Below are 23,929 nucleotides of genomic sequence, written 5' to 3' on the forward strand. Positions count from 1 at the left end.
GCCGGCCCCATCAGGTAAAATGCCCGGCTTTTCACCGCGGTCGGGAACTCGCCACCAATGTTAGAAACCAATGCCCTGCGCACAGCCCTGAAGGATATGACCGAGCGTACAGATACGCTTAGGGGGTATCTTTGACTACGCTAACAAGAAAGAGCGCCTGACCGAAGTCGAGCTGGAACTGGGCGACCCGGGAGTGTGGGACGATCCCGCCCGGGCCCAGGAATTGGGTAAAGAGCGCTCCAGCCTGGAAGCGGTGGTGGCCTCCATTGATGAACTCGACGCCGGTATCGCCGACGCCGAAGAGCTGTTGGAAATGGCCATCGAAGAGAGCGATGACGACACCGTCGAGGCGGTGCAGTCCGATATCGATCGCCTGGAGGCGGTACTGGCCAAACTGGAATTTCGTCGCATGTTTTCCGGCGAAATGGACCCCAACAATTGCTACCTGGATATCCAGTCCGGATCGGGCGGCACTGAGGCGCAGGACTGGGCCAATATGGTGCTGCGGATGTACCTGCGCTGGTGTGAAGACAAAGGCTTTAAAGCCGACTTGGTGGAAGCCTCCGACGGTGAGGTCGCCGGTATTAAAAGCGCCACTATCCATGTGCAGGGCGAATACGCCTTTGGTTGGCTGCGTACCGAAACCGGCGTACACCGCCTGGTCCGCAAATCGCCCTTTGATTCCGGTAACCGCCGCCACACGTCATTTTGCTCGGTGTTTGTGTCGCCGGAGATCGACGACGATATCGAGATCGATATCGATCCCTCCGATGTGCGCACCGATACCTATCGCGCCAGCGGCGCCGGTGGTCAGCACGTTAACAAAACCGACTCCGCGGTGCGCCTGACCCACGGCCCTACCAACATTGTTGTGCAGTGCCAGAGCGAGCGCTCTCAGCACCAGAACCGGGACAAGGCCTGGAAGATGCTTAAGGCCAAGCTCTACGAGTTGGAGATACAAAAGCGCAGCAGCGCCGCCCAGGAGTTGGAAGACAGTAAAGCGGACATCGGCTGGGGCAGCCAGATCCGCTCCTATGTGCTGGACGATCAGCGCATCAAAGACCTGCGCACTAATGTGCAGACCAGCAATTGCAACGCCGTGTTGGACGGCGACCTGGATATGTTTATCGAAGCGAGTTTGAAGTCGGGTCTGTAAGTCGACCGCTTTTCCACGCCTATCCAGCTAAAGCATCAACCGGGAATTTAACTATGTCCGAGCACCCCAAGTCTGAACAGCAAGACGCCCAGGAAGAGAATCGCCTGATTGCCGAGCGCCGCGCCAAACTGGCGGCGATCCGGGAGAAGCGCAATCCCTTCCCCAATGACTTCCGCCGCGACGCCTACGCGCAGGCATTGCAAGAGGAGCTGGGCGACAAGGAAAAAGCCGAGCTGGAGACGCTGGATCGCAAGGCCAAGGTGGCTGGACGTATTATGGCCAAGCGCGGCCCCTTTATGGTGTTGCAGGACGTCAGTGGCCGCATTCAAGCCTACGTGGACAAGAAAACCCTGCCGGCAGAGTTGACCGAAGAGATCAAGCACTGGGACATCGGTGACATCATTTACGCCTGTGGGCCAGTACACAAATCCGGCAAGGGCGACCTCTATGTGTACATGGAAGAGGCCGGCCTGTTGACCAAATCGCTGCGGCCATTGCCGGATAAATTCCACGGTCTGCAGGATCAGGAAATCCGCTACCGCCAGCGTTATGTCGATCTGATCATGAACGAGGACTCCCGGCGCACCTTTGCGATTCGTTCAAAAATGATCAGCTCCATCCGCAACTATCTCGCCCAGCGGGACTTTGTCGAGGTGGAAACACCAATGATGCAGGTGATTCCCGGCGGTGCCACCGCGCGGCCCTTTGTCACCCATCACAACGCGCTGGATTTGGATATGTACCTGCGTGTTGCACCGGAGCTGTATCTCAAGCGCCTCGTGGTAGGCGGCATGGAAAAGGTCTTTGAGATTAACCGTAACTTCCGCAACGAGGGCTTATCCACACGTCACAACCCCGAGTTCACCATGATTGAGTTCTACCAGGCCTATGCGGATTATCGGGACCTGATGGATCTCACCGAAGACATGCTGCGCAGCGTGGCGCAGGAAGTGTTGGGCACTACCCAGATTCACTACCAGGGCAGTGACTACGATTTTGCCAAGCCCTTTGAACGGCTCACCGTGTTTGACGCTATCCTCAAATACAACCCGGGCATCACTGCCGAGCAGTTGGGCGACAAAGATCAGGCCACAGCCATTGCCAAGGGCTTGGGTATTGAGGTCAAGGACAGCTGGGGGCTGGGTAAAATCCAGATCGAGATCTTTGAAGAAACCGCCGAGCACAAACTGGATCAGCCCACCTTTATTACTGAGTACCCCACCGAGGTGTCGCCCCTGGCCCGGCGCAGTGACGACAATCCCTTTGTCACCGATCGCTTCGAGTTTTTTGTCGGTGGCCGGGAGCTGGCTAACGGCTTCTCCGAGCTGAATGACGCCGAGGACCAGGCCGAGCGCTTTATGGCTCAGGTGGCGGAGAAAGACGCGGGTGATGACGAGGCCATGCACTACGATGCCGACTTTGTCGCCGCCCTGGAATACGGCCTGCCCCCCACGGCGGGTGAGGGCATTGGTATCGATCGCCTGGTGATGTTGTTTACCAACTCGCCGTCGATTCGCGACGTACTGCTCTTCCCCCATATGCGCCCCGAGGGCTGATATTGTTGACGGTGGACATCCTGGGGATGTCCACCCTACGCGACGCCGCTTTAACCCGCCGATGGTGGTTCCACCCGAGCCAGTAGGGCGGACACCGCTGTTCGTGTCCGCCGATTTACCCACCACGACCACCAGTCTTGTAGGGCGGACAACGCTTTCTTTGTCCGCCGAATTGTTGCCACCCTAATCACCAGAAAACTTCCATTCTGGACAGCAACTTGCGCTTGTATGCTATAGTCGCGTCAACGCCGAGAGACCCTATCGGAGCACAACCATGAGCATCGAAAATGTGGATTTGTTTGACGGCTTGTCGCCTGACGAGATTCGTCTGCTGCGGGATACCAGCATTGTTAGAGAGTTCGCCAAGAACACTGTGCTGATTCACGAGGGGGACGTGGCAGATTCATTGTTTGTGGTAGAGTCCGGTCGGGTCAAAGTCTATTGTAGCGATAAGGGTGGCAAGGACTTTGTGTTGAACCTGCTGGAGGCGGGGGATTACTTCGGTGAGCTGGCACTGCTGGATGACGACCGGCGCTCGGCGTCAGTGCGGGCCATGGAGCCCACTACGGTGCGGATTATCTACAAAGAAGATTTCAAATCGATCCTGGATTTGCACCCCAATATCACCCGCATCCTCAATAAAAACCTGACTCGCCGCATTCGCAAGCTGACCAACGATGTCAAAAGCCTGGCCCTGCAGGATGTCTACGGCCGCGTGGTCAAAGTGTTGACCAACCTCGCGGAGCCGGAAGACGAGGACGGCAGCATGCGTATCCAGGAAAAGCTCACCCAGCAGGAGATTGCCGATCGGGTTGGCTCATCCCGGGAGATGGTGGCGCGAATTCTTAAAGACCTCACCATTGGCGAGTATATCGAGGTGGATGGCCGGCATATCGTAATCAAGAAGAAGCTGCCGGAAAGCTACTAGAACATCCGCTCGCTTCCCGCGGCAGCTATTGATCGGTGCCCGCAGACTTTTCTTTGTCGCCCTCAATACTGGCCACTTTCAGCCCTGCGCTGCCGCGTGCAAACCGGGCCTGCAGTGCTTGGCCGGTGCTGAGCGAGGCGGCATCCCGAATCACTTCTCCCTGTGCACCGGTGACGATACTGTAGCCCCGCTGCAGAGTTTGCTCGGGGCCCAAACTGCGCAGCCGTTGGCTGAGATAAACCAGGCGCTGCTGCTGGGTTTTTAGTGTGCTTTGACTGGCCCGTAGCAGGCGCTGCTCCAGTCCTGCCAGCTCGCTGTGCCGGCGCTGTAATTGATGTTGGGGGCTCAGCATCTGCAACTGTCGACTGGCCGCTTTGAGGCGCTGGCTGCGCTGACCCTGGCCCAGTCGCCAGTGGCGCTGTAGTCGCAGCTCCAGTTCATCCAAACGCTGGGCCTGCTCCTGCAAGCGCTGGCGGGGGTCTCGAAGCCGTTTGCGCAGCGCCGCCAATCGATCCCGATACTGTCCCAGCTGACGTTGCTGGGCGGCGGCCAAGCGGCCCCGGAGCAGATGCAGGCGCGACAGCAGCTGGCTCTGATCGGGGCTGAGCATTTCGGCAGCGGCGGAGGGTGTCGGCGCCCGAAGATCGGCGACAAAATCGGCAATACTGAAATCCACTTCGTGACCCACGGCGCTGACGGTGATCAGCTGGGATTGGTAAATGGCCTCAGCCACCTGCCGCTCATTAAAGGGCCATAAATCCTCCAATGAGCCACCGCCGCGGCTGAGCAGTAACACGTCGAAGTCCTGCTCGCCGCTCTCCACCAATGCATTGGCCTGACGCACTGCCTCGGCAATTTGACCCGCGGCCTGGTCGCCCTGGACCAGCACCGGCAGTACGGTAATTCGGGTGCCGGGCCAGCGGCGCTGTAACACGCTGCTAATGTCCTGCAGTGCCGCGCCGGTAGGCGAGGTGACCACGGCGATGTGGCGAATACGTTCCGGCAGGGGGCGCTTGCGATCGGTGTCAAACCAGCCGGCGGCCCGCAACTCCTCTTTCAAGGCTTCGAAGGCGGCCGCCAGTGCACCGGCACCAGCGGGTTGCAGGCTGTCTACGATCAGCTGATAGTCGCCCCGGCCTTCGTAAAGGCTGACCTTGCCGCTGACCTGAACCTGTTGTCCCGGCTCGGGGTTAATTTTGCAAAGGCGGTTGCGGCCGCGAAAAAACGCACAGCGAATCTGGGCACTGTCGTCTTTAAGGGTAAAGTACCAGTGGCCCGAGCTGGGGCGAGACAGGGTGGACAGCTCTCCCACCACCGTTACAGCGGGAAAACAGTCTTCAAGTAGCTGTTTAGCCAGGCGATTGAGTTGGCTGACACTGAGTTGGCTGGCACCGCTGTCGGCGGATAAGGCGGCAAATGGCGTTTGTTGTGGATTCATCGCCGGATTATATCAAGATATAGGGTTTCTCGGGTATGTGGCAGTTTACTCGGCGGGCCCCATCAATTAAAATTGCGAGGATTCTAGCTTCTGGCAACGGAATCACATATGTTACGCATCTCTCAGGAAGCCCTCACCTTCGACGACGTTTTGTTGCTTCCCGGTTACTCAGAAATAACCGCTAAAGATGTCAGCCTTAAAACCCAGCTGACCCGCAATATCTCCCTTAATATTCCCCTGCTGTCGGCGGCCATGGACACCGTCACCGAGAGCCGTCTGGCTATCGCGCTGGCCCAGGAAGGGGGCATCGGCATCATCCACAAAAGCATGACGGTGGAGCAACAGGCCCAGGAAGTGAGGGCGGTGAAAAAACACGAGAGCGGTGTGGTCAAAGACCCCATTACCATCGACGCCAGCGCGCCGATCAGCGAGCTGTTTGAGCTGCGCCGCCGCCACAAAATCTCCGGTGTGCCGGTGATGAAAAATGGCGATCTGGTGGGGATTGTCACCAGCCGGGACGTACGCTTCCAGGAACAAATGGACGTGCCGGTCTCCAGTATCATGACACCCAAAGAAAAACTGGTCACAGTTCGGGAAGGCGACGACATGTCAGTGGCCCGGGAGCTGCTGCACAAGCACCGTATTGAGAAGGTGCTGGTGGTCAACGATGCCGGTAAGCTCACCGGTATGATTACCGTTAAGGACATGAATAACGCCCAGACCTTTCCTCTGGCGTGTAAAGACACCTCTGGCCAACTGCGGGCCGGCGCCTCGGTGGGCACCAGTGCCGATACCGATGCGCGAGTGGAGGCTCTGGTTGCGGCCGGCGTTGATGTACTGGTAGTGGATACCGCCCACGGCCACTCCCGCAATGTCATCAACCGGGTTGCATGGATCAAGAAGCACTTCCCTCAGGTGGATGTCATCGGCGGCAATATCGCCACTGGCGACGCGGCACTGGCTTTGCTGGATGCCGGCGCCGATGCGGTCAAGGTGGGCATTGGCCCGGGTTCTATTTGCACGACCCGCATTGTGACCGGCATCGGTGTGCCTCAGATCAGCGCCATTGCTAATGTGGCGGCGGCCTTGAAAGATTCCGGCCTGCCCTTGATCGCCGACGGTGGTATTCGCTTTAGCGGCGACTTGTCCAAAGCGGTGGCTGCCGGCGCCCACTCGGTGATGATGGGCTCGATGTTTGCCGGCACCGAAGAGGCGCCCGGTGAGGTTGAGCTGTTCCAGGGCCGGACGTATAAATCCTATCGCGGCATGGGCTCACTGGGCGCAATGACCAAAACCCAGGGTTCCAGTGATCGCTATTTCCAAAGCGCAGAAGACGGCGCAGAAAAACTGGTGCCGGAAGGTATCGAAGGCCGGGTGCCTTACAAGGGGCCGCTGGCAGCCATTGTCCACCAGTTGATGGGTGGCCTGCGCAGCTCCATGGGCTACACCGGCAGCGTTGACATCGAGACCATGCGCAGTAAACCGCAGTTTGTCCGGGTCACTGCAGCGGGCATGAGTGAAAGCCACGTCCACGATGTGTCCATCACCAAGGAAGCCCCCAACTACCCGACCTGATAGCCGTTAATGACTCTGCGGCAATAACCGATTGATCCCTGACCGATGCCGATGCATCGGTCTTGTTGTTTTTAGAGAGAGCGCCTGTGTCCACACCCGATATTCACGCCCACCGCATCCTGATCCTCGATTTCGGTTCCCAGTACACCCAATTGATCGCCCGCCGTATCCGCGAGATCGGTGTGTATTGTGAAATCCGCGCCTTTGACATCAGCGATGCCGACATCGATGAGTTTCGTCCTTCTGGGGTCGTATTGGCCGGTGGCCCCGAGTCAGTGACCGAAGCGGGCTCGCCCAGGGCACCGGAAAAGGTGTTTGCACTGGGCATTCCGGTGCTGGGTATCTGCTATGGCATGCAAACTATGGCGGAGCAAATGGGGGGCAAGGTCGAGGGCTCGCCCATTCACGAATTTGGTTACGCCCAAATCCGTCTAGAGACCAACAGCCAGTTGACCGAGGATATCGCTGACCATATCGAGGCCGACGGCGTGCCGTTGCTGGATGTATGGATGAGCCACGGCGACAAGGTGGTCAACCTGCCCGAGGGCTTTGAAGTGTTGGCGTCCACCGGCTCCTGTCCCATCGCCGCCATGCAGTGTGAAGAAAAGCGCTTTTACGGCCTGCAGTTTCACCCCGAGGTAACCCATACCCTGCAAGGCAAGCGCATCTTCGAGCACTTTGTGCACAAACTGTGCGGCTGTGAAGCACTGTGGACCCCGGCCAATATTATTCAGGACGCGATCGAGCGTGTTCGGGAACAAGTCGGTGACCAGAAGGTACTGTTGGGCTTGTCCGGCGGGGTCGACAGCTCTGTGGTGGCAGCCATGCTGCACAAGGCCATCGGCGATCAGCTGACCTGTGTTTTTGTCGATAACGGCCTGCTGCGCAAGCAGGAGGGCGATCAGGTGATGGACATGTTCGGCAAGAACATGGGCGTTAAAGTCATTCGTGTCGACGCCGAGGACGACTTCCTCAGCAAACTCAATGGGGTTGAGGACCCGGAAGCCAAGCGCAAAATCATCGGCAACACCTTTATCGATGTATTCGATGCTGAGGCCACCAAACTGAAAGACGTCAACTTCCTTGCTCAGGGCACCATTTACCCCGACGTGATCGAATCCGCCGCCGCCAAAACCGGCAAGGCCCATGTGATCAAATCCCACCACAACGTCGGTGGATTGCCGGAAGAAATGGCAATGGAGCTGGTTGAGCCGCTGCGGGAACTGTTTAAAGACGAAGTCCGCAAAATCGGTTTGGAACTGGGCCTGCCCTACGACATGGTATATCGCCACCCCTTCCCCGGGCCGGGGCTGGGTGTGCGCATCCTCGGTGAGGTGAAAAAAGAGTACGCCGACATCCTCCGGGAGGCTGATGCGATCTTTATCGAAGAGCTACACAAAGCCGATTGGTACCACAAAACCAGCCAGGCTTTTGCAGTATTTCTGCCGGTCAAGTCAGTCGGTGTAGTGGGGGATGCCCGCCGTTATGAGTACGTGATTGCACTGCGCGCGGTAGAGACCATCGACTTTATGACCGCCCGCTGGGCCCATTTGCCATACGAGTTACTTGAGACGGTCTCCAACCGGATTATCAATGAGATCACCCACGTCTCCAGGGTAACTTATGACGTGTCCAGTAAGCCGCCTGCGACGATTGAGTGGGAGTGATAGCCAGTCGTGGATGGTTGGCTATCGCCTTGCTCCACCCAACTCAATCCCTATTCAGACAGATTCAACGTTTCAACGGTATCTGCTGCAATATCCGTTTCCAAATAGGGAAGTTTGATCCACTGTTTGGCCGAGTAGGCTTCGGTCATGTTCTTATAATAAGGCGAGGCCGGATCACTGGACTGTGAATAGGTGACGAAGCCTTCTGCAACGGGGTTGCCATTCTCATCCCAAGTAACGGCCTGAATGTAGCTGTTGCCATAGGTGATGTTGTAACCGTCTTCTTCCAGCCCGCCGTTGCGGGCATTGGCGATGGTGAATGAGCCTTCAAAGCCTTCTCCGCCAAAGATAGGGATAATGCTGTCGTGCACACCCGAGTGCTGAATCTGTCCCATGGGCGTGTCGAGTTCAAAGGGTGAGTCCAGTACGGCCTGAATGCCATCGGCAAAAGCGCTGGCCACGATAGGGTTGAGGACGTTCAGACTGGCAGGCGTGTTGACTGGGTCGGCAGCGGAAAAGGGCGTCAGCCAGCGGAGGTCGTCCGCCGGGGTGGCGATGGGAAGAGGACCAGCAATGCGGCGCCAAAATTCACGCCAGATATGTCCGCCGACCGATTCAAGATTGTTCTTACCATCCCAGGAGGCCAGTACTGCGCAGGCCTCGCTGGTGTCTACCAATGCACCGCCGGAGCTTGGCAGTGGTAGCGGCAAGGCGCAATAGCTGTCCAGCACTGACTGGCGTCCGAGCTGTTCAGACAGGACGGTGCTTTCCAGTGTGATTTCTTGCAGCGAATCCAGATCGAAGCGGTTACCCGGCCGGCCATCGCTGCCATCCAGACGCTGGATGACTTGCTGCATGCAAAGGCGGGTACGCAGGGTGCGTTCGCTATCCTCGTCACCAATAATGGCGGCAAAGCCGGTCAGCGGCTCGGCCGGGTTGCTGAGCCAGTAGCTGTCATTGCAATTGTGAACCCAGTCGTTACGGGTGATTTTGGGCAAGTTGGCTGGTCCGAATATACCGGGCCGAGGGGCGTCGTCATCGCTGTCCCATTCGCAAGCTGAACGCGAACCATCCAGGATCGGCAGACCCGGCATCAGCTGATCCAGTGCCGTTTGCAATGGCAGTGCGCCACAAGTTTGTACCTTGGCGTCTGGGACATTTGGTACGACGGTGACGTCACCGTAATAGGCCGGTTTACCGGGGCCGGTGGCGGCGGTGTTGACCCAAGGTACACCCAGAACGCTACCGTGCAAGGCGACAAACTCCTCGAAACTCTGTGCGCGGTTCCACCGAAAAAACTGGTTCATAAGACTGTCGTTTTCCGCATTGGCGTCGCGCAGCGTATAGGCCTTGACGGGCGACCACTCAAGCACCGGTACGCCGGAAACAGCCAGTTCCAGCATCGGTCCATAGTGTGACCGATACAGAGTTCGAGTTTCAGTGGTGAGACTACCGTCTCCTTCCAAAATATCGATTGAGACCTCACTCGCCTCCATATCCCGCATTTCGCCGTCATAGAGATACTGGGTGGGATCCACCGGGTTCAATGTCAGTTCGTAAAATGTGAAGCGGTAGGCTGTGGAGACGGTGTGACTCCAGGCGACATGCTCGTTGAAACCGATCAGTACTGCCGGTACGCCATAAAGGGATGCGCCCATGATCTCGGCATCGGGCAATTCCAGGTGCGTCAAATAGAGCCGCTCGGTACCTGTCCAGGGAAAGTGTGGATTGCCAAACAGCATGGATTCCCCGGCGACGGCATCGGGCCCCAGTGCGTACATATTACTACCGATGGGTAATCCATCGGATAAGGGCAGGGCGCCAGGGTCCAGAGCGAGAATGTCATCGAGTTCAACAGGTAGAGGAAGGTTGTCTGGTCCCGGAGGTTTGGCTTGTGAGACTTCGTTGACAAAGACAGAAGAGCTGGCCAGCAAAGTCAGTCTGAAGTATCGGCGGTACATGTCGTCCACCGTGATTTCGGTAATCCAAGCCTCATCGCGGCAGGCCAGGTGACGGCCTGGGTGGTCGCCAGCCTTAAGCTCATTGACATAGCGATTGTAGCCGGCCACAAAGCCACGGGTGGCGTCGATTGCCTCCTGATCACTGTTTTTTAGTGGCGCGATGGCCTCATCGGTGGCGGTGAATTTCCAGAAGAAGTCCGAGTCTACATTGTTGGCCGTAGAGCCGTTGGCCACGATGGTATAGGTGCCGTCGCGTCCCAGGTACCTGGCGCGTTCGCCGCGAATGGTTAACAGATCTTCTGCCAGTACGCAGAGGTTATCTTGTGCATGCACATAGCCGTAGCCATAGCCCATATTGGCGTAATTGCTGGCTTTGATATGGGGAATACCAAAGGACGTGCGGCGCACCTCGACGTTGTATTGGGGGCTATTGCCGTCACCATTATCACTGTTGTCTGAGCGGCCAGAGCTATTTCCGCCGCCACATGCCGTCAGTATGACGAGGCTGATCCCAGCCATGACTAGTCCGAAAGCACGCATACATATGTCTCCCCTGCATAATTAATATAGTTATCTTATAAGTATAGCTCAGAGGGTCGGATTCCGCTTCCGCGATATCACCCAGTACTTCTAAGCTACTGGCCTGCTGGGAGGGTTAGAGTGGCACTGTGGACGCTTTTGGCATTGTTTTAGAAGACACGGCTTGGGCTTATATATTGTTGACGAAGTCACTTAGTGGGTGCTTGGGTTGAGGAATGAAACCCAACCCCAATCGGTTAATTCTGCGAGGCTACAGCAGCCATAAGTTGCCGCTCGTGCTGAAGCCCTTTGTATAAATTGACGCAGATGAACAGCAATATCAGGGTAAAAGGCAAGCCAGCTGCGATGGTGCCGGCTTGAAGTGCATCCAGTGCCTGTGTTCCGCCGATGTATAGTAGTACCGAGGCGATTAACCCCTCTATCGCGGCCCAGAAAATACGCTGTGGTATCGGTGCGTCCAATTTGCCGCCCGAGGTGATGGAGTCAATCACCAATGATCCAGAGTCGGAAGAGGTGATGAAGAACACCAGCACCAGGAAAATACCAAAGGTAGAGATGACGTCAGTCCAGGGCAGTTGCTCCAAAAGGTAAAACATCGACAGGGCGATGTTATCTAAACCGTTCGCCAGTTGCCCCACACCATTTTGCGATTGCTCCAGTGCGCCGCCGCCAAAAACACCCATCCAAAGCAGTGTGACGGTAGTGGGAATAAGTATGACAGCACCCAGGAATTCTCTGACCGTACGGCCGCGGGATATTCGCGCAATGAACATGCCGACAAAAGGCGACCAGGCTACCCACCAGGCCCAGTAGAATACCGACCACGCATGTAACCAGTCCTCGTCGTCTCGACCGACCCAGTTACTCAGTTCAAAGAAATAACCGGCGTAGGATTTACCGGTATTGACCACCCAGCCCATCAAGCTCAGTGTTGGCCCCGCCAGTAAAACAAAGATGAAAAGCAGAGCGGCGATTGCCATATTGACGTTACTAAGTACTTTCACGCCGCCGTGGAGCCCCCGCGCTACTGATGCAATGGCAATTAAAGTGATGCCTGCAATGATGCTTATTTGCAGGGGAATGGTGTCTTCCAGGCCAAATACAAACTCCAGGCCTGCGCTAGCTTGCTTTGCGCCAAGGCCCAGAGAGGTGGCCAGTCCAAATAGGGTTGCCAATACGGCGAGGGTGTCGATGATATGGCCGGCCCATCCCCAGGTTCGCTCGCCAAGAATGGGGTAGAAGGCCGAGCGCAGGGTCAGCGGCAGATTTTTGTTGAAGCAGAAAAACGCCAGCGACAGACCGACAACGGCGTAGATTGCCCAGGCATGGAGGCCCCAGTGGTACATAGTGGCCGCCAAGGCCAGGTCCGCAGCGGTGTCGGTATTGGCCTCGACGTTAAACGGGGTGCCGTACCAATCGCTGTAGTAGGCAATCGGCTCTGCAACACTCCAAAACATCAGGCCAATGCCCATCCCAGAAGCGAATAACATGGCCGCCCAGGACAACCCCGAAAAGTCAGGTGTGGCCTCGTCGCCGCCCAGGCGTATCTTGCCCATCGGCGACAACGCCAGTGCCAGACAGAAAAGGATGAACACGTTGCTGCTGGCCATGAACAGCCAGTCAAAGGTCTCGATAGCCCAGCCCTTAGCGCCGCTCAGCAAGGTCATTGCCTGCTCTGGCATAAGTAAGGTTGTGCCGACAAACGCAAATATAAACAGCTCACTAATGAAGAACACTGGGTTGTGGAGGTCAAAGCCAAAAGCTTGAATGTTGTCCTGGCCCACTACATAGTCTGTGGCGTAGTGATTGCTGACTCGTTTGCCTTGAGTGTCCGTCATAGTGTGACCGATGGGGGATAGTGGAGGGGGCTGCCCACACCCGCGATAGAGCGAGTGGGGCAGTGGAGGAAGTGAATACTTACCTCTGCGTTGGGGGCTAACTCACAGCGAGCAGGGTCAGGCTGATATTGGCTTGCCGTGGATAACGCAGACTTCGTGGTAAAGCGGGGCCTCCGGATTCTCGGTAATCAGTGCTTGTGCCTGACAGGCCGAAAGAGGCTGAGTGGCGGCTTTGTCAGCGTAAAAATGGCACTTAAATTCGCTATTTAAGGTGGTGCCTTGAAGGGTTTTTTCCAGGGCAATAAAGAATGAAATGTCGGTGCCGCTGTGCTGCTCTACAATTTGCGAGCTAATTTTTTCTGGCTCAAAACCGTTGGCTTTAAAACAATCAAAAATAATATCTGAGCCGATGCGGCAACCGAAGTTCATCACCACTTCTGCGTGAGGGGCGTGTTCGCGCACCCGCTGTAGTAAGGCCTCGTTCAAACCCAAGCCAACGGAGTTGAAGGGGTACTCATCGAACGCTGTCCAGGGGTAATAGTGGGCTATATGATCGTCGGCGACATTATCCGCGCCCTCTGCAAGGGGGACCTGCAGGCGCTCGCGAAATGTGGAAATGCCGGGGTCGCCGGGCTCACCGACTTGGGGCAAAGAGCCGATAACGACATCGGCCTCGGCCACCAGTGCCCTGGCTTCATCGGTGTCGATAAGGCTTACCGGGCCGCGAACAGGGTTAAAACGGTGGGCGAAGTCCGGCGCTAAAGAGCGGACATTTGATTCGGCCAATTCAATGAGCCGGGGGTCGAGGTCGCTGCCGGAGACTTCGTCGGCGCCGCAAACCGTCAATAAAAAGGCGGCATTGATGCCGGTGCCGATACCTACTTCGTAGGCCGTTTTTCCCTGGAGATTTGCCGCTTTAAGCCCTTTTTGAAAGGTGTCAGTCCACGGGTCTTCCGGATCGAAGGCAAAGCTGGGAACTTCCGGTGAAACCGGCTCATTCTTGGGAGGGGAGCTAGGCTGTGTTTCAAGGGTGTCTTTAGTCAGCATCGTGTCTCGTTCCTTAACGGCCATCTGGAACGGCCAGTGATTAGAATGGATCTAGCAAGCAAGCTTTGTTCTGAGGGTTTCAGTCGAGCAGTAATACTTCCTGCACATCGCCGCGCAGGCAGTGTTCTGAACGCATGGAGGCGGCGTAGCCGCCGGCATTGATCAGCGCGACTATGTCGCCTTCCTCGGGCTTGGGCATGGGGTGGTTGACGGCCCACTTGTCCAAGGCTTCATTGACATTGCCCACTACGGTGTAGTGATTTATTTCGGCGGTGCTCAGCTGCGTGGGAACAGGTTCGCAGGGCAGCCCGTAGAAGGCGGGCTCCATAGCCAGGTTGAAGCCGGCATTCAAACCGAGGAATTGCACGTCTTTGCGCTGTTCTGTGTAGGTGACTTCGGTGAGCAGTACACCGGCGTCCTTGATCAGAAAGTCGCCGGGTTCCACGGCGATATTGAGCCCGCTGTCGGCGTAGGTGCCCGCCAAGACATCTGCCCAGCGCTGTAAATTTAAGGGACTGTCCTCTTTGGTGTGGGGAACCCCCAAGCCGCCACCGATGTTGAGTTCTTGCAGGTCGGGCAATAGTTCTGTGAAGCGGCGGCTGGCGTTGAGCACGTCGGCCAGTTGATCCAGTTCACGGTCGAGATAGCCACAACCGGCGTGAAAATGAACCCGCACGATTTTAAGTTGATATTTCTCCGCGATGGCCAGAGCTTCGGGGATACGGTCGAGATAGATACCAAACTTGGTGGCCTCTACGCCGCTGTATTGCAACAAGTCGTTGTCTGAATAGCCGATGCCGATATCGGGGTTGACCCTAATACCCACCTCTCTGCCCGGGCAGGCCTGTCCCAAGCGCTCCAGAGAGCTAAGGGAATCCAGATTGAGACGCAGACGGTCAAATTTGGACAGGGTTTCTATGTCGCGCTTGCTTAACGATGTGCCTGTGAAAGAAATATTCTGCTCAGCAAACCCACAAGACAAGGCGTGGACCAGTTCACTGGGGGAGCAGACATCCGCGCCGCATTTACCCTGAGACGCGAGATAGGTGAGTAACTTGGGGGAGCGATTGGCCTTGATAGCGTAAAAAATACGATGATCCAAGCCGACCTGGTCAAATGCCCTGTGTAGAGCATCCAGCTTTTGTATCACTCTGGGAGCGCGAATGACATAAGCCGGTGTGCCCACTTTTTCCGCCAGTGTTGTCAGGTCGCACTGGCCGAGCTGCAGTCGATTGTCATGAAATTTGAGATCATCCCGCTGCCACCATAGGTTAATTGGCGAATTACTGTCGTTTATCTCGGGCATGGTATCGCTTGCCTCCGAATTAGGTGGTCGGAGCTCCCTTATTGTTCATGGCGTCGTTGCTAATGACGTAGTAGCTAATGATGTAGTTACTAATGATTTAGTCGCTAATGGCGTACTGTGGCTATTCAACTCGCGGGGTATTACTGCGGCATAGGCCGCACCACCCCACGCTGGAAGTTGGTGTATTACACCAATTGGACGATTGCCGCCTGACGCCCCAATGATTCCATCAATTGTTCACGGTTACAGGGTTTACTAACGGATACGTTAAGCGTGTCTGATTGCTTACTGGTGCCAGTCATCAGAGATTGCTTGATGCGTAGCAGTACCAGTTCGGTGGAAAGCCCTTTGCAATTAATCGCGGTCATCGTGTTTTCTCCTAGTAGTGTTGCCCAATTAAACGTGTTTTAACTTTGCGGGTCTCAGCAAGTGATCGGAATTAATGCAATAGACCAGCCCTTAAGTCATTCTGGGCACGCGTCAGCGCAGAGCCCAGAGTGGCGATAATACGGTCGATATCAGAGCGCTCCACGATGAGTGGTGGCGACATGATGCACAGGTTTTCATAGGGTCTGACCAGCAGGCCGTCCTGTTCGCAGTACTGATCCACGCGCTGGGCCAGAGCCATGTTCTTCGCTGTTGGGCCGACTTCGTCGCCGGTCCAGCATTCGACACAGGCCATGAGATGGTCGCCGCGAACGGTGTAGACAATGTCGGAGTCGATTAGAGTGCGCAGTTGCTCGATAAAGTAGGGGCCGACTTCCCGGACATGTTGGCAGATGCCGTCGCGCTTCATGATCTCGATATTTTTAATGGCAGTGGCACACACAATGGGGTGCCCGGAATAGGTATAACCGTTGGAGAACACCGGCTTTTCCTCGGGGGCGCCAGCGCTGATGGCGTCGCAGATTCGGTCTGAGATCATCACTACCCCCAGCGGTTGATAGCCGGAGGTAATCCCTTTAGCGCTGATAATCATGTCCGGCACTATGTCGAAGTGGGCTTCTGATGCGAAGAAGTGTCCCAGGCGGCCGAAGCCGGTGACCACTTCGTCAGAGATATATAGAATGTCGTGTTTGCGGCAGATTTCGCGGGTCGCTGCCTGATAGCCCTGTGGCGGCACCAGTACGCCGCCTGAGGCTAGGATCGGCTCGGCAACGAAGCAGGCGATATTGTCGGCGCCCAAACGGGCAATTTCTGCTTCCATCTCATCCAATAGCGTTTGCAGCCGCGACGCCGCGCTTTCCTTGGCGATGTCGGGATCGTACTGAGGGCTGGAAAGGTGGTGGACAAACTCGCTCTCATACTGAAACAGAGTGCGGTCGGCGGCTTTACCGCTGAGTGAGGCAGCAAGGTAGGTGCTGCCGTGGTAGGCATTGCGCCGGGATAAGACGTGGCGCTTGCTGTCCCGACCTTGAGCGGCGTAGTAGTAATGGGCGATACGCACCGCTGAGTCGATAGCGGTGGAGCCGCAGGTGGTGAAGTGGGCTCGATTTAAATCACCGGGTGTTAACACTGCCAGCATCTCGGCTAGCTGCGCCGAAGGGGCGCTTGAGACATCCCCAAACGGCGTGTAGTAGGCCATCTTGCGGGCCTGGCTGGCCATGGCTTCAATGAGCTCCTCGTGGCCGTAGCCCAGCGTGACACACCACATACCGCCGATGGCGTCGAGATACTGTTTACCCTTGGAGTCGTAAACGTGGACGCCCTTGGCGTGTTGTATCATCAGCGCGTTTTCGTCGCCGAGGGTACTTAGGTCGGCCCAGGGGTGGAGAAGGTGTTTGGCATCCGCGGTTTGAAGAGAGTCGTGCTCAGTTGTGTCGATAAGCGCGTCTCTTTTCTCTAGCATGCTGACCAAAACTCACCACCTGCTCTTGGTTATGATTGATAAACCCCTAGGCGCAAGGGTCGTGCCAATCACCGTCTCGATCCGATTAGCCGCCAGTTCCACTTGGTAAAAGGTTTAGAAGAACATCGAATAACTAAGAAATATCAAGGCATTAGCGGGGTGACAAAGATCACCCCCGAAGATAGATAAAAGTGAAATAACGTTGATTGGTGTGCCGGTAGCTTTTGGTGCGAAGTTCGCCGAAGGGCACTATGAGCGTGCAAGTAAGTCGTGTGCAATTGGGCAGTGCGCAAGAAAGCCGCGCTTTTCGATCCAGCAATTTTGCCTGGAAGGTCAATGTCCCCTCAAAGCTCGTGGTTGATCATAACGTGGCGTACTACGGTGTAGTCTTCCAGTGCGTAGATGGACATATCCTTGCCGTAGCCGGATTGTTTCAAGCCGCCATGGGGCATTTCGTTACAGAGCATAAAGTGAGTATTCACCCAGGTGCAGCCATAGCGGAGCTCTGCGGCGGCTTTCATGGCTTTTGAGACATCTTTGGTCCATACCGAGGAAGCCAGGCCGTAGTTGGAGTCGTTGGCCCACTCGATAATGTTGTCGCTGTTTTGGTCGAAGGGGGTCACCGAGACCACCGGGCCGAACACTTCCCGTTGGACTATTTCGTCGTTTTGCAGCGCACCGGCAACAACAGTAGGTTGGTAGAAAAAGCCGGAATCCGAGGCCGCACCGCCGGTGGTGATCTCAATATGAGACGCATCGTTTGTACGCTCCACAAAACTCGCCACTCGCTGTTGCTGGCGTTGCGATATCAGCGGTCCGATCTCGTTCTCCGTGTCATCGTCGAGGTTGTAGCGTATCGACGCCACGGCGTCGGACAGATCGGCGACAAACTTGTCGTAGATCGATTTATCTGCATAAATCCGGCAGGCAGCGACGCAATCCTGCCCAGCATTGTAGTAGCCGTAGGTGCGTATGGTGTCGATGGCGCTTTTCAGATCGGCGTCGTTATAGACAATAACCGGGGCTTTACCGCCCAGCTCTAGGTGCGTGCGCTTCACGCTGTCGGCGGCGGCCTGAATCACTTTCTTGCCGGTGCCGACGTCGCCAGTAATGGACACCATGTGCACCCCCGGGTGCTTGATAATGGCGTTGCCTACGGTGTGGCCCTGGCCCAGCACGATATTCACGACTCCTTCGGGCAAAACTTCCGCCAACAGCTTTGCCATTTTTAGTGCCGTTAAAGGAGTCTGCTCAGAGGGTTTAAAAACCACGGTATTACCGCCTGCCAGGGCCGGTGCCAACTTCCAGGCCATCATCATCAAGGGGTAGTTCCACGGCGCGATCGAGCCCACCACACCCACCGGGTCCCGGCGGATCATTGAGGTAAAACCACTCATGTATTCGCCGGCTACTGAGCCCTGTAAATTGCGGGCGGCGCCGGCAAAATAGCGAAAGCAGTCGATAATCGGCGGCATCTCATCGTCGCGCATAGCCAAGATGGGCTTGCCACAGTCCAGGGCCTCCAGCTCGGCAAAGGCCTGGCTCTGGGCCTCCAGGCCATCGGCAATCGCCAATAAATAACGGGCTCGCTCTTCGGGGGTGGCCTTTGACCAAGACGGGAAGGCACGGGTGGCGGCCTCTACGGCCAGATCGACCTGGGCGAGGGACGCCTCGGGCAGCTCCGTGATTGGCTCTGCGGTTTTGGGATTGAGGATAGTCTCTGCCTCGCCTTCGCCCTTGACCAGGCTGGCGCCAATTAGCATCTGTGTATCCATTTGATCCTCTTATAGGTTGAAGAAGTTTATCGCGGCACACCTGGGTGAGAGTGAGCTGCGCTAGCGTCGAGGTAGATGATCTACCGTAGCGAAGTCGTAAACTGTGCAACTAAGCTGCTATTTACATAAGCAAACTTCGATCCGGATACGTAGACAGGTGCTCTGTCCTTTCCTCTGGCCTTGTCTCCTTCGGTCTTGTCGCCTGTAGCGAGAGTTGGTGCACTGCACCTGAGATAGAGCGCAATCGAGTCTTTCTGCGGCGTGATACTGCATCGTCGACTGAGAACTCGGTCTTATTGGCGGACGTCTGGGCGCATCGATTCATCCACTCGATTCATGTCGAGTCATCTCAATGCGACCAGTAATTTATTGATCACATCTTTGAGTTCTGCCTGTAAGTCGGGGTTCTTCAGCTCACCCTTTGTACTATCAAAATTATCATTGAAGTTTGCAATCGACAGCGATGCCACAACATTGCCGCCAAAGAACGGTGCCGCATTGACGGCGAGATCCAGTACCCGACCACCACCCCCTGGTCCGGGTGAAGTAGATAACATGGCAATGGCCTTGTTCTGGTAGATGTTGCGCTCGGCTCTTGAGCACCAGTCGAAGATATTTTTAAACGCGGCGGTGTAATTGCCATTGTGTTCTGCGAACGAAATCAGCAAACCATTGGACTGGGCGATCTTGTCGAGAAAATCCTTGGCCTGCTGGGGGATGCCCGAAGCCTGTTCACGGTCGATCGAGTAAATGGGCATTTCATAGTCGTGGATATCGAGATGCTCCACGACGGTGTCGGATACAAAACCTTCCGCGTAGTCCAGCAGCTGCCGGTTAATGGAATAGCGGCTGTTGCTGGCCGCAAAGGACAGGATTTTCATAGGTGCTCCAAAACAGGGAATGAGTGACGCATGATTGCTGGGATTGTGGCCAGCTTGGCGCTTGCGCCTGTCAGGCTATTTTGCGACCTTAAGCTTAGTTGAGGTCAAGGGCTAGATGTCTGGAAATGTCCGCAAAAAATAAAGCTGATGCTGGGCCGTCTCGGTCTGAGTTGCCTGGCTTCGAGACAGATTCAAACGAAGATAATAAGTGCGCTAAAGCCGCCACTCAGCGTCTCAGTGTCGGAGAGATCGCCAAGCGCAGTGGTATTCCAGTATCGACCCTGCATTTTTATGAGTCCAAGGGCTTAATCAGGAGTGAGAGAAACGCCGGCAATCAGCGTCGCTACCCCCGATACATTCTGCGGCAACTGGCGGTGATTCGGGTGGCGCAAAGTGTCGGGCTTTCGCTGGCGGAAATCCGCACCCATCTCGATGCGCTGCCCGGCGATGGCGCGCCCACGGCGGAGGATTGGCAGACCCTGTCATCGGCGTGGCGGGCCGATCTCGAGGAGCGTATCGCCAAAATGACGACATTGAAGGACAAGTTAACCGCCTGTATCGGGTGTGGTTGTCTGTCTGCTAAAGACTGCCCAATGCGCAACCCCGACGATCACGCTGCGGCACTGGGGCCCGGCGCGAGGGCCTTCGATCCCCAGTGAATCGGCGTGGTGGTGGGGCTTAGCCCATCACCAAATTGAGTACGATTTGTGAGGCGATAAAGCAAAACAAAAAGAAAATGGCCATTGCGGTAATGCCGGAGATCAATACCGGCAAGGGGTTGGTCTCGGCCAAGTCCATAAGGCGCTTGCGGCCACTTTTGTTCTGCAAGGCAAAAATCAATGAAAAGGCCTGGGCGACCACCTCAAAAAAGCTTAGGCGCTTGTGTTCGCTGTTGTTGGTGTCGTTGTGAGACTGTGACATCGCCGGCTCCCCAATGCTGCGTATGCCTTCATTATACCGGAAATGTTGCGGCTAATGTTTGAAGGTGGCGCACAGCTTTCGCTGTTTTTCTCCTGTTTCACGCTCGCTATAAAACGCCCGGGGGAGCGGCGTGGGGAAGTTTGTTTGTGATCAACAGAGGTGTATACTGTGTTGACTTATGGTTAACGCTGTTTCATAAATCATGGCCCGACGTAAGGTAAAAATAATAGTCGGTGTAGTTGCGGTGCTGGTCGCCGTGCTAGCCGTTCTCGCTTATCAATTCATGCCGCCACCGCCTGAGCCCACCGTGACTCTGGGCGGTAAGTCCTATTCGGTGGCGGAGTCCACCCTGGGCGAGCTGCTGGACTATGACGAGGCGGCAGCCGTGCTGGACAAGCACTTCCCCGGCCTGGCCGATATTCGGCAGCTCAATGTTGCCAGGCCGCTAACGCTGGAAGACATCCAACCCTACTACCCGGAGTTGATCACCGACGACAAGCTGGCGGCGGCCGATGCTGAATTGCAGGAGCTGGAGGGCTCCAGCGTGGTGGTTTACACCACCGGCTCGACGCTGGTGGGGGTGATCCTCGACGATCCGGAAGCCCGGGCCATTGTCGACAAACATCTGCCCGGCTTTTCCACTGAACCCCGCATCGACCAGGGCCGGGGCTTCACGCTGAATTTTATGCAGAAGTTTGATCCCGATACGATTACTGACGAAGTGCTGGCCAATATTAATGCCGACTTCAAAGAACTGGCAGAATCGAGGGCCGGCGCACAATGACGACTATCAATTTCACGGTAAACGGACAGCCCCAATCGCTGGATATCGATCCCTCCACGCCGCTGTTGTGGACGCTGCGGGATCACCTGCAGATGACAGGCACCAAGTTTGGCTGCGGCATTGGCATGTGCGGTGCGTGTACCGTTCACTTTAACGGCTCTGCCACCCGCTCCTGCGTGATACCCGTGCAGGCTGTAGACGGTGCCGATGTGGTAACTATCGAAGGTTTGTCTGACTCCGGCGACCACGTCTTACAGACCCTGTGGGTGGCGCTGAACGTCCCCCAATGCGGTTACTGCCAGGCCGGTGTATTGATGGCGGCAGCCGACCTGTTAAAACGCAATCCCAATCCCAGCGATGACGAGATCGACGCGCAGATATCCAATATCTGTCGCTGCGGTACCTACCCGCGAATCCGCGCCGCCATTCACCGGGCTGCGGAGGAGTTGAAAGGATGAGAAAAGCACGCTTCGATGCGCCGACCCTGACCCGTCGTCGCTTTTTGGTCTCTGCCGCCGTGGTGGCCGGAGGGCTGTCCATGCAGTTGCGCCCCGCCGGAGCCCAGGCCGCAGAAACCACCGGGCAGGGCAGTGAACTGTCGCCCTGGTTGGTTATCAAGCCCGATGACACGGTGGTGGTCACGGTACCCACCCCGGAAATTGGCAATGGCGCTTCCACTCAACAGGCGATGAATATCGCTGAGGAGCTGGAGTGTGATTGGGACAAGGTGACGGTGGAGTTTGCGGACTTTCGCCGTGAGTACCAGCAACCCGGCAGTTACGCCGTCGGCCTGCAGCCGTTTTTTGGCGGTCACAGTACCGACCACGATCGCATGCCCTACACCCTGCAGCTGGGTGCCAGTGCCCGGGAGCGGCTAAAGACCGCGGCGGCCCAGCGTTGGGGCGTGCCGGTAGAAGACGTCAGCGCCCGCAATAGTGTGTTGACCCACAGCCCCAGCGGTCGATCCCTGCGCTTTGGTGAGGTGGCGGCGGCCGCGGCATCGGTTGAGCTGGCCAAAGAACCGGCGCTGAAGCCCCAGAGCGAATGGCGACTGTTGGGCAAAGCCCAGCCCCACAAGTTGCAGTTGCCCAATGTCGTTACCGGCCAAGCTCAGTTCGGTGTCGACGTGACTTTACCGGGCATGGTCTATGCCGCGCTGTTGCAGTCGCCGGTGCACGGCGGGGTTTTAAAAAGCCACGACCCTGATGCCATCAAAGATATGCCTGGGGTGCGGGCAGTGGTGGTGATCGACCCCAGTGCCACGCCGGGTTCACCGGTAACGGCCAGCCCCACCTTCGGGTTTGAGGGCTCGGAGCTGCGCAGCGGGGTGGCGGTCATTGCCGATCACTACTGGCAGGCCAAAAAAGCACTGGATGCGCTGCCGGTAGAGTGGGACGACGGTTTGGGTACTTTCTGGTCTTCCAACGGCAAAATGCACCAGCGCCAGGATCGGGTGCTGGATCAATGGGCCGGTACGGCACTGACCAAGGCCGGAGATGTGGACGCCGTGGACGCGGCGCAAGTGGTTGAAGCGACGTATCGCACACCATTTTGCGAGCATGCCGCCATGGAGCCATTAAATGGCACCGCAATATACTCAGAAGAGGGGCTGGAGTTTTGGCACCCTACCCAAGACATGCAACAAGCTTTTTGGGTGGCGGTGGACGAAAGCGGTCTGGACCCCGCTAAGGTCACCTTCCATCAAACATTGGTGGGCGGGGGCTTTGGTCGTCGGGTTATCGGTGACGATGTCCGCGCCGTTGTGGCGATTGCACGCCAGTACCCCGACGTCCCGGTCAAGGTGATCTGGTCCCGGGAAGAAACCACTCGCCAGGGCAGCTACCGCACTCAGCTGGCGGCTCGCTACAAGGCCGGTCTGGGAGAGGACGGCATGCCGTTGTCCTTCCAGGGTGAGACCTGTTATTCGGGAATGCCCCTCAATATCGGTTTTACCGACATGACCTACGCGGCGGCAGGCAACATTCCCAATGTGCGCTTGCAGACCAGCGAACTGCCCATGCACATTGCCACGGGTGCCTACCGGGCGCCCTGTTACAACGCCCATGCCTTCACCGTGGAAACCTTCGTCGATGAATGCGCGGTTGCCGGCGGCATCGATCCACTGGAATACCGCTTGCGCCTGCTGGCGGGTTGGGATCCGGCATGGGCAGACTGCCTGAAGATCGCCGCCGAGCGCGCGGACTGGGGCAAGCCTCTGCCCAAGGGGCAGGGGCGGGGGATTGCCATCAGCAACTGGCCCCACCCCGGTGAGAAACAAGCCGGGGCTACGGTCTGCGCGGTGGCGCACGTGGAAGTGAGCCAAGCCGGTGAGCTGAAAGTACACCGGTTAGATTTCACCTTTGACTGCGGCCGTATTGTTAACAAAGATGCCGTTGCCGCCCAGTTGGAAGGGGGAATTATCTTCGGCTTGAACATGTCCCTCAACGAGGGCCTGACCATTGCCGACGGCGCCGTTGTCGAGCAAAACTTCGACGCGCTGCCAATGGTGAAAATGGGAGACCTGCCGGAGATCAATATCTATTTTGAGGCGCTGTCCGGCCATGACCGATTTGGCATTATCGGTGAGGCACCGGTCGGTCCTATCGGTCCTGCCATCGGCAACGCCATCTATCAGGCTATCGGCAAGCGGGTTCGCAGCACGCCGTTTCGTAATGCGGATTTGAGCTGGTCTTAGAGTCAACTGGTC

At 56.7% G+C, this 23,929-nt stretch carries 19 protein-coding genes; 9 read left to right on the plus strand and 10 right to left on the minus strand.

Annotation, left to right across the window (positions count from 1 at the left end; all coding sequences use genetic code 11):
• Window positions 1-57: 57 nt before the first annotated feature.
• The 3 genes from prfB (at window position 58) to I6N98_RS05235 (ending at window position 3,640) form a co-directional block, all read left to right on the plus strand.
• Window positions 58-1,156 (plus strand): peptide chain release factor 2 gene (gene prfB / locus I6N98_RS05225; RefSeq protein ID WP_198570741.1). Its coding sequence is split into 2 segments (ribosomal slippage): window positions 58-132 and window positions 134-1,156, totalling 1,098 coding nucleotides; the frame shifts between segments, so codons are not numbered across the junction.
• 53 nt (window positions 1,157-1,209) lie between these two features.
• Entirely contained in the window at window positions 1,210-2,712 is a 1,503-nt protein-coding gene (gene lysS / locus I6N98_RS05230; protein ID WP_198570742.1) for a lysine--tRNA ligase, read from the plus strand.
• Window positions 2,713-2,986: 274 nt separating this feature from the next.
• Window positions 2,987-3,640: a Crp/Fnr family transcriptional regulator gene (locus I6N98_RS05235; protein ID WP_198570743.1), complete on the plus strand. Its 654-nt coding sequence runs from the start codon at window positions 2,987-2,989 to the stop codon at window positions 3,638-3,640.
• Between the two features lie 25 nt (window positions 3,641-3,665).
• On the opposite strand, the gene xseA is transcribed toward I6N98_RS05235, so the two are convergent.
• Window positions 3,666-5,078 carry an exodeoxyribonuclease VII large subunit gene (gene xseA / locus I6N98_RS05240; protein ID WP_198570744.1) on the minus strand — a complete coding sequence of 471 codons (1,413 nt, stop codon included), beginning with the start codon at window positions 5,076-5,078 and terminating at the stop codon, window positions 3,666-3,668.
• Between the two features lie 108 nt (window positions 5,079-5,186).
• On the opposite strand from xseA, the gene guaB reads away from it, so the two are divergent.
• Together guaB and guaA are read left to right on the plus strand one after the other, a co-directional pair.
• Complete coding sequence (guaB, locus tag I6N98_RS05245) at window positions 5,187-6,653, plus strand: IMP dehydrogenase (protein ID WP_198570745.1); 1,467 nt, start codon at window positions 5,187-5,189, stop codon at window positions 6,651-6,653.
• A gap of 86 nt (window positions 6,654-6,739) precedes the next feature.
• A complete protein-coding gene (guaA, locus tag I6N98_RS05250; protein WP_198570746.1) occupies window positions 6,740-8,320 on the plus strand; it encodes a glutamine-hydrolyzing GMP synthase in 1,581 nt (526 codons plus the stop codon).
• Between the two features lie 50 nt (window positions 8,321-8,370).
• Here the strand turns inward: guaA and I6N98_RS05255 are convergent, their stop codons facing one another.
• The 8 genes from I6N98_RS05255 to I6N98_RS05290 form a co-directional block, all read right to left on the minus strand.
• Window positions 8,371-10,800 (minus strand): penicillin acylase family protein, encoded by a 2,430-nt coding sequence (locus I6N98_RS05255; protein WP_198570747.1) that lies wholly within the window; start codon window positions 10,798-10,800, stop codon window positions 8,371-8,373.
• Window positions 10,801-11,057: 257 nt separating this feature from the next.
• A complete protein-coding gene (locus I6N98_RS05260; RefSeq protein WP_198570748.1) occupies window positions 11,058-12,659 on the minus strand; it encodes a BCCT family transporter in 1,602 nt (533 codons plus the stop codon).
• 117 nt (window positions 12,660-12,776) lie between these two features.
• Window positions 12,777-13,706, minus strand: a complete 930-nt coding sequence (locus I6N98_RS05265; protein ID WP_198570749.1) for a hypothetical protein — start codon at window positions 13,704-13,706, stop codon at window positions 12,777-12,779.
• Between the two features lie 79 nt (window positions 13,707-13,785).
• On the minus strand, window positions 13,786-15,012 hold the full coding sequence (locus I6N98_RS05270) for a diaminopimelate decarboxylase (RefSeq protein ID WP_198570750.1): 1,227 nt from the start codon (window positions 15,010-15,012) through the stop codon (window positions 13,786-13,788).
• A gap of 185 nt (window positions 15,013-15,197) precedes the next feature.
• Window positions 15,198-15,380 carry a hypothetical protein gene (locus I6N98_RS05275; RefSeq protein ID WP_198570751.1) on the minus strand — a complete coding sequence of 61 codons (183 nt, stop codon included), beginning with the start codon at window positions 15,378-15,380 and terminating at the stop codon, window positions 15,198-15,200.
• Window positions 15,381-15,451: 71 nt separating this feature from the next.
• Window positions 15,452-16,861: an aminotransferase gene (locus I6N98_RS05280; protein ID WP_198570752.1), complete on the minus strand. Its 1,410-nt coding sequence runs from the start codon at window positions 16,859-16,861 to the stop codon at window positions 15,452-15,454.
• Between the two features lie 344 nt (window positions 16,862-17,205).
• On the minus strand, window positions 17,206-18,636 hold the full coding sequence (locus I6N98_RS05285; protein ID WP_198570753.1) for a gamma-aminobutyraldehyde dehydrogenase: 1,431 nt from the start codon (window positions 18,634-18,636) through the stop codon (window positions 17,206-17,208).
• 344 nt (window positions 18,637-18,980) lie between these two features.
• Window positions 18,981-19,517, minus strand: a complete 537-nt coding sequence (locus I6N98_RS05290; RefSeq protein ID WP_198570754.1) for an NADPH-dependent FMN reductase — start codon at window positions 19,515-19,517, stop codon at window positions 18,981-18,983.
• Window positions 19,518-19,642: 125 nt separating this feature from the next.
• Here I6N98_RS05290 and soxR point away from each other — a divergent pair, with 125 nt between their 5' ends.
• Complete coding sequence (soxR, locus tag I6N98_RS05295; protein ID WP_198570755.1) at window positions 19,643-20,176, plus strand: redox-sensitive transcriptional activator SoxR; 534 nt, start codon at window positions 19,643-19,645, stop codon at window positions 20,174-20,176.
• A 19-nt stretch (window positions 20,177-20,195) separates the two neighbouring features.
• Here the strand turns inward: soxR and I6N98_RS05300 are convergent, their stop codons facing one another.
• Window positions 20,196-20,438, minus strand: a complete 243-nt coding sequence (locus tag I6N98_RS05300; RefSeq protein WP_198570756.1) for a hypothetical protein — start codon at window positions 20,436-20,438, stop codon at window positions 20,196-20,198.
• Window positions 20,439-20,640: 202 nt separating this feature from the next.
• Here I6N98_RS05300 and I6N98_RS05305 point away from each other — a divergent pair, with 202 nt between their 5' ends.
• The 3 genes from I6N98_RS05305 to I6N98_RS05315 are packed head-to-tail and all read left to right on the plus strand — an operon-like array spanning window position 20,641 to window position 23,917.
• Window positions 20,641-21,222: a hypothetical protein gene (locus tag I6N98_RS05305; RefSeq protein ID WP_198570757.1), complete on the plus strand. Its 582-nt coding sequence runs from the start codon at window positions 20,641-20,643 to the stop codon at window positions 21,220-21,222.
• Complete coding sequence (locus I6N98_RS05310; protein WP_198570758.1) at window positions 21,219-21,680, plus strand: (2Fe-2S)-binding protein; 462 nt, start codon at window positions 21,219-21,221, stop codon at window positions 21,678-21,680. Before I6N98_RS05305 ends, I6N98_RS05310 begins: the two co-directional genes overlap by 4 nt.
• Window positions 21,677-23,917 carry a xanthine dehydrogenase family protein molybdopterin-binding subunit gene (locus tag I6N98_RS05315; protein WP_198570759.1) on the plus strand — a complete coding sequence of 747 codons (2,241 nt, stop codon included), beginning with the start codon at window positions 21,677-21,679 and terminating at the stop codon, window positions 23,915-23,917. The genes I6N98_RS05310 and I6N98_RS05315 overlap by 4 nt, the downstream gene beginning before the upstream one ends.
• The last annotated feature ends 12 nt before the right edge of the window (window positions 23,918-23,929 follow it).

The organism is Spongiibacter nanhainus, assembly GCF_016132545.1.
Classification (GTDB): domain Bacteria; phylum Pseudomonadota; class Gammaproteobacteria; order Pseudomonadales; family Spongiibacteraceae; genus Spongiibacter; species Spongiibacter nanhainus.